General features: G+C 62.3%; 12 protein-coding genes and 1 pseudogene. 10 read left to right on the forward strand and 3 right to left on the reverse strand.

The window, feature by feature from the left end:
• The 7 genes and pseudogenes from AACZ55_RS13020 to AACZ55_RS13050 form a co-directional block, all read left to right on the forward strand.
• Positions 1 to 912 (forward strand): annotated as a pseudogene (locus AACZ55_RS13020) (lactate dehydrogenase); the annotation flags it as partial.
• Positions 913 to 1165: 253 nt separating this feature from the next.
• Positions 1166 to 2845 carry a ParB/RepB/Spo0J family partition protein gene (locus tag AACZ55_RS13025; RefSeq protein ID WP_338610839.1) on the forward strand — a complete coding sequence of 560 codons (1680 nt, stop codon included), beginning with the start codon at positions 1166 to 1168 and terminating at the stop codon, positions 2843 to 2845.
• 88 nt (positions 2846 to 2933) lie between these two features.
• Positions 2934 to 3407, forward strand: a complete 474-nt coding sequence (locus tag AACZ55_RS13030) for a hypothetical protein (RefSeq protein WP_338611048.1) — start codon at positions 2934 to 2936, stop codon at positions 3405 to 3407.
• Complete coding sequence (locus AACZ55_RS13035; protein ID WP_338611046.1) at positions 3404 to 4270, forward strand: hypothetical protein; 867 nt, start codon at positions 3404 to 3406, stop codon at positions 4268 to 4270. The genes AACZ55_RS13030 and AACZ55_RS13035 overlap by 4 nt, the downstream gene beginning before the upstream one ends.
• The gene (locus tag AACZ55_RS13040; protein ID WP_338611044.1) at positions 4267 to 4470 is read left to right on the forward strand and encodes a hypothetical protein; all 204 of its coding nucleotides are present in this window, start codon (positions 4267 to 4269) and stop codon (positions 4468 to 4470) included. The genes AACZ55_RS13035 and AACZ55_RS13040 overlap by 4 nt, the downstream gene beginning before the upstream one ends.
• Positions 4467 to 4745, forward strand: a complete 279-nt coding sequence (locus AACZ55_RS13045; RefSeq protein ID WP_339646739.1) for a hypothetical protein — start codon at positions 4467 to 4469, stop codon at positions 4743 to 4745. The genes AACZ55_RS13040 and AACZ55_RS13045 overlap by 4 nt, the downstream gene beginning before the upstream one ends.
• A gap of 683 nt (positions 4746 to 5428) precedes the next feature.
• Positions 5429 to 6016, forward strand: a complete 588-nt coding sequence (locus tag AACZ55_RS13050) for a hypothetical protein (RefSeq protein ID WP_338611039.1) — start codon at positions 5429 to 5431, stop codon at positions 6014 to 6016.
• Positions 6017 to 6536: 520 nt separating this feature from the next.
• Here the strand turns inward: AACZ55_RS13050 and AACZ55_RS13055 are convergent.
• On the reverse strand, positions 6537 to 6827 hold the full coding sequence (locus tag AACZ55_RS13055; protein ID WP_338611035.1) for a hypothetical protein: 291 nt from the start codon (positions 6825 to 6827) through the stop codon (positions 6537 to 6539).
• Between the two features lie 242 nt (positions 6828 to 7069).
• On the opposite strand from AACZ55_RS13055, the gene AACZ55_RS13060 reads away from it, so the two are divergent.
• The 3 genes from AACZ55_RS13060 (at position 7070) to AACZ55_RS13070 (ending at position 9500) form a co-directional block, all read left to right on the forward strand.
• Complete coding sequence (locus AACZ55_RS13060; RefSeq protein WP_338611034.1) at positions 7070 to 7255, forward strand: hypothetical protein; 186 nt, start codon at positions 7070 to 7072, stop codon at positions 7253 to 7255.
• 317 nt (positions 7256 to 7572) lie between these two features.
• Complete coding sequence (locus tag AACZ55_RS13065; RefSeq protein ID WP_338611033.1) at positions 7573 to 8499, forward strand: ArdC family protein; 927 nt, start codon at positions 7573 to 7575, stop codon at positions 8497 to 8499.
• Positions 8500 to 9188: 689 nt separating this feature from the next.
• Positions 9189 to 9500, forward strand: coding sequence for a DUF736 domain-containing protein (locus AACZ55_RS13070; protein ID WP_338611032.1), 312 nt, complete (start codon positions 9189 to 9191; stop codon positions 9498 to 9500).
• Between the two features lie 77 nt (positions 9501 to 9577).
• Here AACZ55_RS13070 and AACZ55_RS13075 read toward each other — a convergent pair whose 3' ends face one another.
• Both AACZ55_RS13075 and traG read right to left on the reverse strand, forming a co-directional pair.
• Positions 9578 to 9832, reverse strand: coding sequence for a WGR domain-containing protein (locus AACZ55_RS13075; RefSeq protein WP_338611030.1), 255 nt, complete (start codon positions 9830 to 9832; stop codon positions 9578 to 9580).
• Between the two features lie 602 nt (positions 9833 to 10434).
• The coding region (gene traG / locus AACZ55_RS13080) for a Ti-type conjugative transfer system protein TraG (protein WP_339646743.1) at positions 10435 to 11842 on the reverse strand (1408 nt) is incomplete at its 5' end.

Here is an 11842-nt window from a genome sequence, read left to right on the forward strand (position 1 = left end):
CAGATCGAGCAGCGCGAGGGCCGCATCGAGCGGCAGGGCAATCAGCATGACGAGACCGACATCTTCGCCTACGCCACGGAAGGCTCGATGGACGCGCAGATGTGGCAGAACAACGAGCGCAAGGCCCGATTCATCGCCGCCGCGCTGTCCGGCGACACGTCCGTGCGCCAGCTGGAAGACCTCGGCGAGGGGCAAGCCAACCAGTTCGCCATGGCTAAGGCGATCGCGTCGGGCGATCAGCGCCTGATGCAGAAGGCGGGCCTGGAAGCTGACATTGCTCGGCTTGAGCGATTGCGCGCCGCGCATCGCGACGATCTCTTCGCCGTCCGCCGGCAGATCCGCAACGCCGAGCGCGACATTGAATATGACACGCGGCGGATCGCTGACATCGGCAAGGACATCGCGCGCAGGGTTCTGACAGCGGGCGACGCCTTCGCCATGACCGTTGGCGGACAATCCTTCACCGATCGCAAGCTCGCAGGCCGCGCGTTGTTGAAGGAAGTCATGACCCTCGTGCATTTGAGGCTAGAGGACGAGACGACCATCGCGACAATTGGTGGTTTCGATCTGGTCTTTTCTGGCCAGCGCTTCGGCCAGGACGACTTCCAATATGACGTCGCACTCGAGCGGAACGCCGCGGAAACCGAAATCGATCTGGCGTTGACCGTCACACCGCTCGGCGCGGTGTCGCGCATCGAGCATGTGCTTGCCGGCTTCGAGGAAGAACGGTCGCAATACCGTTTCCGCCTCGATGACGCGAAGCGCCGTCTCGCCTCATACCAGTCGCGCCAGGGCGGGGAATTCGGTTTCGACGACGAGCTAGCCGAAAAACGACGGCAGCTTGAGACGATCGAGGCCGACCTGGCGAATGAGGTCTTGGGGGTGGGGAAGACAGTCGGGGAGGCGGCCTGAAGAAGAAAGGGGGAAGGGGACCGGTCGCAGATCGGGTGGGCCCGGTGACGCTTTCGCTCAACCGCGGACCTCGGCAGTCCCGGCCCGTCGTCCTTCGCAGGGCTGAAAGCCCCGCTTGTCCGGCCGGGCAGGGATGCTTGGCCGCAGTTGCACCGGCCCGCCCGCTCCGCGGTCCCGGGGATGTTTTCGAGAAGAAGACGAAAAAGGGAGCCGGCGCGGCGCCGGATCCACAATCGCGAACAAGGAGCTTCCCATGTATATCATCAAGATCGATCCGCGCGCGCTGAAGGACAATCCCGACGACGCCCGCCGCTCGAAATCCAACCCCCAGTCCGACGCGCTGATGCTGGCGACGATCAAGGCCGTCGGCATCATCCAGCCGCCTGTCGTTTCTCCTGAAGGCGATGGCGGCAACGGTTTTGTCATCCAGGCTGGTCATCGGCGCACGAAGCAGGCGATCGCCGCCGAGATCGAAGAGATCGAGGTCATCGTGACCGATGCGACCGACGATGGCGGCGCCATGCGCTCTATGGTCGAAAACATCGCCCGTGAGCCGCTCAACCCGGTCGATCAATGGCGCGCCATCGAGCGGCTGGTTGCGCTCGGCTGGACGGAAGAAGGGATCGCTTCGGCACTTGCGCTTTCGGTGCGCCAGATCAGGAAACTCCGGCTTCTCGCCAATGTGCTTCCCGCCATGCTCGACCAAATGGCCAAGGGCGACATGCCGGACGAGCGGCAGCTCAGGACAATCGCTGCCGCCTCGATCGACGAGCAGAGGCAAGTCTGGAAGGCGCACAAGCCCCAGAGACATGCAACCACCTCCTGGTGGTCGGTCGCGAATGGCCTTTCGAAGACGCGCATGTGTGCCCGCGACGCCAGTTTCGATGATGAACTGGCGCAGGCGTACGGCATTGCCTGGGTCGAGGATCTCTTCGCGCCCGCCGACGAGGACAGCCGTTACACGACCGATGTCGAGGCTTTTCTCGGCGCCCAGCAGGAGTGGATGAGCAACAACCTCCCCAAGAACGGCATCATCACCGAACTTAACGGCTGGAACGATCCCGAGCTGCCCAAGAAGGCCGAGCGCGTCTATGGCAAGCCGAAGAAGTCGGACTGCACAGCGATTTATCTCGACCGCGACGGCAAGGTGCAGTCCGTCGTCTACCGCATGCCTGAACCCCAACCGACGAAAGGAAAATCGGCAAAAGGCAAGGCCGAGGAGGGCGGTGCCTTAGCGCCGACGCAGCGTCCAGACGTCACCCAGAAGGGTCAGGACATGATCGGCGATTTTCGCACCGACGCGCTCCACGAAGCGCTCGCCCGCGCACCGATCGAGGACGACATGCTGATGGCGCTGCTCGTCATCGCCTTTGCCGGTCAGAACGTCCGCGTCGATACCGGATTGGGCAACACGGGTTCGTTGCGCAGCCAGATCGCTCCCCACGCCGCATCGCTCGTCGATGAGACCGGCAAGCTTTGCTTCGACATGGAGACGCTCCGGATCGCTGTCCGCTCGGTGCTGATCGAGGTACTGTCGTGCCGCCGCAACATGTCGAACAGCGGCATTGTCTCGCGGATCGCCGGCGCTCTAGTCGGAGCCGACAGCTTCCTGCCCAATATGGGGACCGAGGACTTCCTCCAGTGCCTGTCCCGCCAGGCGCTGGAGGCGGCATGCGCGGACACATCGGTCCTGCCGCGCAACAAGGTCCGCGACACCCGCGCCGCGCTCGTCGAGCATTTCAGGCAAGAGCGCTTCGTTCACACTTCCGCGCTTTTCGCGCCGGAGGCGGCCGAACTCGCCGACTGGAAGGCCCGCAACGAGATCTCCGCGGACGAAGACGCCGGAGATACCGAAGGCTCCGTAGACGAGCCGGAAACGGGCCACACCGACCCGGACGCCTTCTCCGAGGGTTTTCGTGAAGCCGCCGAATAGCGGCCCTTTTCTTCCGAACGCACATCACGCCGCCGCATCGTCCGGCGGCGCTTTCGTTTCCAATCCATCGAACAGGAGGACATCACCCATGTCCTGGCAACTGATCTACGACAATGGACCGCTCGGTGCGATCATCCGCTATTCCGACGGCACGCCCCGTCCACCCGAACGGCACCGCCGAAAGCTTCGGGCCTGGGAGCGCCACAACAACACGGGCCGGCTGGTAAAAAAACAGGCCGGTGGCGCCGTCGGCGAGACCACCATCCCCGCCAGCTTCACGCTTCACGAGGGGGATTTCGGCAGCAAGGCCGTCATCGTGCTCCGGGTTTTCAGGACGTTTTCGGTCGACAGCGCGCTCGCGTTCTCAATCACCGAGCGGCCCTCTGTTGGCTCGATCCTCGTGCTCGATCGTCCCGGTGATGCCGGCGAGCTGGTTCACGTCGCCCAAAACCAACAGGCGGCCGACGAATGGCTGTCGCGCCACGGCTATCCCAACGCCGTGCTGCACGAAGTGACCGCCGATGAGATCGCCGCCGATCGCGGCGAGGGGAGGGCGGCATGACCCTTCCACAAACGCAGCCAGATTCTACGGCGCCGCCGGAGGTACATTTCGCCACCAGCGCCGAAGGATTTCCCGTTGCACATCTCGGCGATACCGCTTTCGCCATGCCGGCCGGCCACGGCGAAACGCACTTTCTTGCCACAACCTGGCGCGTGCGCCGGCCGCTGGCGGTACTCGTTCGCAATGAATTCTATGGGCATGGTGAAGCGCTCGCCGGCGAAGAGGCGTTCCGCGCCAAGGTGCTCGAACCGGCCGGACACGCCGGTGAAAAACGTGCCCTCGGACGCCGCGAAATCCGCTCACATGCGAACATCTCATTGGGATCGTCCCAGGGTGCAACGGTCTTTGCCGAGGGTGTCGTCTGCCATTCGACTGCTCGCCATGGCGGCTTGCATCTCGCGGCCGACCGCAATGTGAAGGTCGACCGGCGGCTTCGCCGACCGGGCGGCTGGTACGAGGAAGAGCCCGAATGGGTGATCGTCGCGCTCACCTTTCGGCATTTGTTCACCAGCTTCGAGCGGCGGAGCGCCGAGCAGACCGTGAAAGACAGCTGGTCGGATGCCTGGGAAGCGATCTTTGGAACCGTGCGCTGGCCCGGCCAGTCCCATGAGAAGGACCGGCGCGCGTTCCACGCGCGGCACGCCGGCGACTGGATCGTGATTTCCGCCATCAGGTCGGAGCAGCGCGACGGATATGTCGAGGTCGTGGCAACCCTCGGCGGCCGGCGCGGACCAGAGGCTGAGAAACGGCGGTTCTTCGTTCCGTCCGCAGAATACGAGATCGGTCGTATAGGTTTCCTCGCCGATCCCGTCCGGCACGAAATCTCCGAAGGCCCGTTGAGCTTTGTTGGATGGGGGCGATGATGTCCGTCCCCTGGAAACTCATCGCCATGGCTTTCGGCTGGCGAGCCAGCTTCCGGCTCGAGGGCACCCATCCCCGCCTCGTCATCCATCACAGGCGCCACCCCGATCGGCTCGCCGGCGCCGACGCATGGAAATGCGCCGCTCTCATCTCGATCCGCGCGCCTGACTTCATCAATCCAAAAGGGAGACAAAGCTCGTGACCACCTTCCTCGTCGCCGTCCACCTCGTTGTCGATACGAATGGCTCCAATCCGCGAGCAGACATCGTTGCGGCGCTCGAGGCACACCTCGACCGCCCCGCGCAACCCGTGCCGGCTGCAGGCCGCATTCTCGACCGGGCCGTCGCCGGCGAAGGCTTGGCCGCGTCCATGGCCGCGGTCACCATCCCGTCCGATTATAGGCCCGGAACCTCACGGTTTCCGCAATGGTCCGCCGTAGGGCCGAAAAGAGCCGCGTCATCATGGCCGCCACGCTAACGAACTTGCTCTGCCGGATGGAAGCGGCACACCGGCAGACGAGGGCGCATCTCGAACGGATCGAACGTCAGATTTCGGCCAGGGCGGAACACATGACGACGATCGCCAAGACGAAGGCGAAAGCGCATCCGCGCGGGGGATCGCGCTGGACCCGATCCGATGACGCCATGTTCCCGCCTATGTCGACTAGCTCGGCTTCGAGCGGAGCGGTGAAATCGATGAGCTCAGCCGAAAGCTACCCGGCAGGAGCGCGCGATCCCAGCCGTGAGGGCGAAGACCACTGTCGATGAAACGAGCACCATAGCGGACTCGCAACCTCCATAGTGACGGCAGGGGCGTTTGCGGGGGGGCCACGGTCTTTTCTTTCAAATTGGGTGCCGGTGCAATGATGCTCCTGCCGGCCTCCCTTCGGTTCTGTCGCGGACGTAAACCGGCGGGCGGAGCCTTCAAGGCCGCTGGCGCGCCGCGGTGCGGCCGCACGCACCATTCTCGCCAAACCTGTCCCGCGCGGGTTGCGCAAGGGCAGAAAGCCCTGCTGGCCCGCAAGTCAGGTTCGCTCGCCTCGGTTCGCGCGGACCCTGAAGCCCTCCGTCTTTCCGCCGGTCTCTTTTGCCCGCGCCCGAAGGGAGGCCGGCAGAGGCTGGCTCGAACCTTCGGTCCAATCTTGAAGGAAAGGAACTCACATGACCAGCAACGCTCGTCCCTCTCGTCAATCGGGCAAGGTCGTCCAACTCCGCAAGGGCGCCTCCCTCGAAATGGTCCGGCTCGCCTGTCCCGACAGCGCGCAAGCTTTTCTCATCTCCGAAAGCTTCGGCCGTCCCGTCGTCGACAGCGACGGTATCCGCGATCTCCACCACAAGATCATCGTCGACACGGCCGAATCCCTGAGCGAAGGCCTCGGCGAACGAGCCATGCAGATCCACCTACAGCGCATCGTCGGTTCTTATGTCGGCTCCGCTCATGGCGCCGGCCAGTTCTATTCCCGAGCGGTCTCGGAAGCTCGAGACGCGACCGCGAAGTCGGCCAGCGATGCCCGCGACGATGATCTCGACGGTCCCGTCGGGTTCGACAGCAATGCCCAACGCAAGCGCGAGTTCGCTGCCGATATGGGCATTCAGGCCCATGCGCTCCGCTGCGCGGCCGAAGGTGTCGTGACGGCCTATGAAGAGGTCGTCGGCGAAGCCTGGAAGCCGTTCCAACGCCACGTCGACAATCCTGGGCAGACCGTCGATCGCAAGGCGGCCGAACTGCAGATGGCGGCTCTGGATTGAGCGGCCGGGGCGGAGTTCCGGCTCCGCCCCTTTCTTCGTTGCTTCGACGTCTCGATTTGGCAAAACAGCGTAAAATACCTATTTTACGTGAAGCGCTGGAGCCATGTGATGAAGCAATACGCCTTTTTCCGATATGAACCGCTCCTCGGGTGAAATCCTCGAGGCGGCGATGATCGAGCCGGTCGTGCTCACCAAGCACGGCAAGGAAAGCAATATGTTCTCTCTGCCCGCATTCATCACCGCATGCGCGGCGAGCCGAGCCCGACGAAGTCCTATTTGCTTCATGAAGCCGACGATATTCATGAGGAGCTTATGGCGGGAATAGACGCCATTCTCGACCCTGACAAGACCGATGTTTGAATAGGGCACATCTCCGATTCCATTATCTCTGGCATCGCGAAGCGCAAAAGGGCGAGGAATGCGGTCGGTAGCCCCGCTCTGTCTGCATCGTCATAACCCCGCCGGGCAGTCCGGATGTGGTGTTTCTCTTTCCCTTCACCTCGAAAGAGCTTGTTGCAGGTTAGCTGGCCCTGAGCGTACCGAATGCCGGCTCATTGGTTTTGCCGCGCCGTGCTGGATATTTCTCGACCAATACAATCGCGTCGAGATGGACAAGGACTACAATTTCGTTTCCACCAAGCCGATCGGTTCCGTGAGAGCCGCATTTCTGCGTGAGATTGCCGTAGCCATCAAGCAGGCGGCGCGAAGCGTCGACATTCGGGCCGTCAAACTGATCTGACCGCTCGCCGGCGTCGGATAAGCTTGACTCTTCACATTCTGAGATAACGCCGGTTGGGCGGGAGAATGTCATGCTGATCCAGCCTGCGCGACCAATTCTGCACGTCACTCGGCTCCATCTTGGGAGCGGGCCAATCCCGCTCTCTTGTGATGGCGTCCTGGCATTCTCCCGGAACTACCACGATCAACCCGTAAAGGGTCCGCTAGCCAAGCTGCGGCCGCACCGGCTTCGCCGTTGCGGTGAGCGCGCCCGGGTGCCTGCCTTTTGAGGAGCCATCGAGCGGGATTGGCCCGCTCCCAAGATGGAGCCCCCAGATGCCGCACAACCTCGAACTCGCCCAGAAGCACGCCTGGAGCCTCGCGCGCACCCTGATGACCACCGTCATCCTCTTCAAGTCCCACGACGAATACGGCGTCCTACCGGCCGACGAGATTGAAGACGGGGAAGTCACGCCGCTCTTTGAGTACGATCCTTTCGCCGGTGCGCGTTCGGTTCACTGAACCGGCCTCGCCCTTGATGCGGCCCGCATCCGCGGTACGCCGCGCCGGGCGGAGCGCCCTGGCGCCCGCCAAGCCCCCCTCATGCCCGCGCCTCGAATGCGTATCGAACCGATGAGAGACAGTGTGTGGGTTTTGCCGCTCCACGCCCCCGTCCTGGACGACGCTCCTGCCGGGTCCGGTGTCGCGCGCAACGGCTTCGCCGTCCTTCACTGACGTTCCGGCCCGTAGCGGGTGCGCCCGCCTCCTGATCCCCCGGCTGAAGGATCGCCATGACGGGGCCGCGATCGGCGCGGCCTCCAGAATGGAGGTTCACGAAAATGAGCAGGAAAGACAAGCAGTCCCGCGTCGACCTTTACGCGAAGATCACCGACCGTATCGTCGCGGACCTGGATAAGGGTGTGCGCCCGTGGGTGAAGCCATGGAGTGTGGGCAATGGAACGGGCCGCACCACGCGCCCGCTACGCCACAACGGCCTGCCGTACCAGGGCATCAATACACTGCTGCTGTGGTCGGAAACGGTGGCCCGGGGTTTCGTGTCGCCGATCTGGATGACGTTCAAGCAATCCGTCGAGCTTGGCGGTCACATCCGCAAGGGCGAAACGGGCACGACGGTCGTCTATGCCAACCGCTTTACGCGCACCGAGGTTGACGCGCAGGGCGATGAAGTCGAGCGCGGCATCCCGTTTCTGAAGGCATATACGGTCTTTTGTGCCGACCAGATCGAGGGTCTGCCCGCACAGTATTATGCGATGCCTGACCCTGTCGCCAATCCTGTCCAGCGCATCGAGCATGCCGACCGCTTCTTCGACAACACCGGAGCGGTCGTTCGCTATGGCGGGGACAAGGCCTATTACGCGCCTTCGTCCGACCATGTGCAGCTGCCGTCACCGGAATCCTTTCGAGACGCGGCTTCTTTTGTCGCCGTCAGGGCGCACGAAACCCTGCATTGGACAGCCGCTCCCCACCGGCTGAACAGGGATCTCAGCCGCTACCACAAGGACGCTACGGATCGCGCGCGCGAAGAATTGCTCGTGGAGCTCGGAGCCGCCATGCTCTGCGCTGACCTCGACATTGTTCCCGAGCTCGAGCCGAGGCTTGATCACGCTGCCTATATCCAGAGTTGGATCGATATTCTTGGCTCTGACAAGCGGGCCATCTTCCAGTCCGCGGCCCATGCGCAGCGCGCGGTCAATTATCTCCACGACCTCCAGCCGCAGGCGGAAGAATTGGGGAGGGCGGTCTGATGCTACACGCTCCGACCGCAGGACGGTCGCGTCACCGAGTGTCAGAAATGGGGTTTTGTCAGCTGCTATGTCCATGGCCAGAGTCGCCTTGCCGGACTGCCGCGGTCCCGAGATGAGAACCACAAGGGTGTCGGACAGCGCTCCCTCTATCCTGGTTTTTGCGAATCTGGGATACATTCGAGAGCCAACTTTCTTCGACCGATTGAAATCAAAAGCCCAGCAGATAGAAAGCTAAAGTTCCGTCGACTGAAAGCGACTGCACCTCCGCCGCAGGGTTGAAAGCGACTGGTCGTCCTTTGCACCCGTCCTGGTTACCGCTGTCGAACCTCGATTTGTATTTCGATCACACCTCGCTAGAGCGCCGTTGGCAATGGGTTGTCCGGCCGCGCTGTTCCGGCAATGATCATTCCGTTTCCGCGAGAGTCGCGCCCATCCGCGTCCTCGATGTGACTGGTCTGACCGAAGACCGATCCCGCTCTGGCGGGCTCTCGATCTTGTCCCAGCAACGACCGTCGCGACTTTCTTCCCCTGGCGGCTGCACCGCCATTCCTCGCGGACAAGAAAGTCCCTCCCGGCCGTCTTCCACTCTCGTTCCAGCCCCTTGCGGGGTGCAGGCCGATCGCCCCCGGTCTGTCGACCGTCATCGAGGTCGCGATGGACGCGGCCCGGCAAACATAGGAATGAGACACATGGCTACCATCGGCACCTTCACCTCCACGAGCAACGGCTTTACCGGCGCTATCAAGACCCTCAACCTCAACGTCAAGGCCAAGTTGGTCCGCGTCGAGAACCCCTCCGACAAGGGCCCGCACTTCCGCATCTTGGCAGGCGCCAATGTCGAGTTGGGCGCTGCCTGGCAGAAGACCTCTAGCGAGGGCCGCGACTACCTCTCGGTCAAGCTGGACGATCCGAGCTTCTCCGCCCCGATCTACGCCACCCTGATCGAGGTGGAGGGCGAAGAGAGCCTGCAATTGATCTGGTCCCGGCCGAACCGGGACTGATCGCGATATGGAAGGTCTCGCCGATCGGGCGGGACCTTCCCCACCTCCTCGACCTATTCGGGTTTGACCGGTTTCGATCAATCGGCAAGCATGTCGCGATATCCGCGCCTCCGCTTCACGCGTTCCAGACGGCTCATCGCCACGTCGGCATCGGATGCCGCGTCGAAGGTCTCCACCATCATCTGGCCGCGGTATCCGATCCGGCCCCACTCGCGCACAATCGAGGTTCCGCCAAAGAGGGTGGGCTGGACAGTGAGGCTATAGAAGCGACGCATGTTCCGGGCCGGATCGATGCGCCGAAGATGAATGGACCTGTGAGCGGAATGCGTCATGGCCGAAGTTTCACCTCGCTCGGCCGCTGGGTCCAACAAATTTCTTGAATCAATGGCGCCCCGGTGATTCAAAAAGCTGATGGTTGGAGGGACCGTCACGAAGGTACCGAGAACCCTCAACCACGTCTTGCTCGAGAACTACACTTCTTGCCCTGTGACCAAGAGGCCAAGATCAAAGCCTTTATCGAACACCACAACCACCAGTGATACCACAGAAGCCTGACCAAGATGATCTCGGGTAGACGCCTATTTCAGCGGACCACAAACCATCATCGAAATCCGCGAAAGGACCAAACGACAAACAATTCAGTATCTGCCCTTGCAACACAGCAAAATCGCCGCGTAACATCAACCTATAGACAAGGTCGACACTCCGCTCATCGTCGCTCCAAATTGCGCCAAATGTTCTAACGACGAACAATGGCAAGCGGCCATGCCACCATTTGGCGGCACATACAGGAGTCCGGGACCGCCCCGGTTTTCCACCCCGCGAGGGGCGGAGCGAAGCGGAGGCCTGAACGCGCTCTCCACATAGCGCCGAAGAGAAGGCCGGAGCTTGTGGTAAACGGGGGCGAGTCGGCTTGCGCTTAGGACATCGCCGCTTATGCACTCGCCTGAAAGCTGTTTGTCTCGACGAGTGCTGCGAGTTCGGGCCGCCGGAAATATATCGCACGACCGCACCGAAGAGGTGGATTGCCGCTGGTGAGTACAATTTGCTCGTCGGAACGCATCTGCATGACTTCGTGCGGCTGAATGAGCGGACGCTGAGAGAGCTGTTTTGACCGTGTTCGCGAATATCCGGAGCCGCGCGAGGTGCGGCTGACTTGGTTGACCTCGACGGTGGTCTGGCCGCAACGGTCGGAAATGTATTTCGCGGTTTCGGGATCGTTGATCGCGGCGAATGATACCCAGGATGCGGATTCGAACCACTTGCTGGTCGCGTCGCGGCCGCCGAAGGCCTCGCGCATCTGGCCGAGGGACTGGAACAGCATCAGGAGGGTGATACCGTATTTGCGGCCAGCGTCCCGGGCGGTTTCGACTACGCGCATGTAACCCAGGCGGGCGGCCTCATCGAGAAGGAAGAGGGCGCGCTCCTTAAGGTCACCGTTGCGGTTGTAAACGGCTTTGAGGAATGCGCCGATGATGACGCGCGCGAGGCCGGGATGGTTTTCCAAGGTCGAGAGGTCGACGTTTATGAACACCGTCATCCGGCCATTGGCGATGTCGTCGGTCAAAAAAGTGTTGCCCGACACCATGGCGGCATAGCTGTCATAAGACAGCCAATGGGTTTCCTTGGCGGCAGTCGCGTAAACGCCTGAAAAGGTCTGCGGCGTCATGTTAATGAAAGGGGCAATGACCTCCTTGACGAAGCGCGACGTCGATCGCTCGTAAAGCTCGGCGAGTTTTTCCTTCAAGGTCTCTTCCGGCTCGGCCAGGCGAGCACGAACGACGCGCAGCGATCGTTCGCTCACCGTGTCGCCAGGATCCGACAACATCACATCGGCGATGACGCCGGTGATGAGCTGTTCGGCGGAGATGCGGAAGAAGTCATCGGAGCCGGACGTGACACGCGGTTTTTCCGACATGAGCCATGCCGCGACCGAGGCAATGTCTTCTTCGGGCGAATTGCCGAACCTGCCGATCCAGTCGAGCACGTTAAACCCAACGTTGGGTCTCCTTGGATCGAGGATCAGAACGTCCTGCCCATGCGCTTCGCGATGTTCGGCCACCATGGGAGCAATCTCGGTCGAGGGGTCGAGGACGATCATCGAGCCCTTGAACTTGAGCGCGGTCGGGATCACGACGGATGTCGTCTTGTAGCCGCCGGAGCCGGCAAAAGCGATCCCGTGGGTCGAGCCGAAGCCGCAATCGAAACAGACCAGGGGTACGTTCCCGCCCTTGCCCCAGGTCTCCTTGCGGCGCGAATCGAAATTGACGGTCGATACGGAATCGAGATCGACACGGTAGCGTTCACCGACGACGATACCGCCGCTCTCGGGAAAGAGGCGG

The organism is uncultured Pelagibacterium sp., from assembly GCF_963972885.1.
GTDB lineage: Bacteria > Pseudomonadota > Alphaproteobacteria > Rhizobiales > Devosiaceae > Pelagibacterium > Pelagibacterium nitratireducens.

Bases quoted from the DNA above. Each gene is read 5' to 3' on its own strand.
- AACZ55_RS13060 (WP_338611034.1), top strand. From the start codon at position 7,070: ATGCCGCACAACCTCGAACTCGCCCAGAAGCACGCCTGGAGCCTCGCG.
- AACZ55_RS13065 (WP_338611033.1), top strand. From the start codon at position 7,573: ATGAGCAGGAAAGACAAGCAGTCCCGCGTCGACCTTTACGCGAAGATC.
- AACZ55_RS13070 (WP_338611032.1), top strand. From the start codon at position 9,189: ATGGCTACCATCGGCACCTTCACCTCCACGAGCAACGGCTTTACCGGC.
- AACZ55_RS13035 (WP_338611046.1), top strand. From the start codon at position 3,404: ATGACCCTTCCACAAACGCAGCCAGATTCTACGGCGCCGCCGGAGGTA.
- AACZ55_RS13025 (WP_338610839.1), top strand. From the start codon at position 1,166: ATGTATATCATCAAGATCGATCCGCGCGCGCTGAAGGACAATCCCGAC.
- AACZ55_RS13075 (WP_338611030.1), bottom strand. From the start codon at position 9,832: ATGACGCATTCCGCTCACAGGTCCATTCATCTTCGGCGCATCGATCCG.
- AACZ55_RS13040 (WP_338611044.1), top strand. From the start codon at position 4,267: ATGATGTCCGTCCCCTGGAAACTCATCGCCATGGCTTTCGGCTGGCGA.
- AACZ55_RS13030 (WP_338611048.1), top strand. From the start codon at position 2,934: ATGTCCTGGCAACTGATCTACGACAATGGACCGCTCGGTGCGATCATC.
- AACZ55_RS13050 (WP_338611039.1), top strand. From the start codon at position 5,429: ATGACCAGCAACGCTCGTCCCTCTCGTCAATCGGGCAAGGTCGTCCAA.
- AACZ55_RS13055 (WP_338611035.1), bottom strand. From the start codon at position 6,827: ATGACATTCTCCCGCCCAACCGGCGTTATCTCAGAATGTGAAGAGTCA.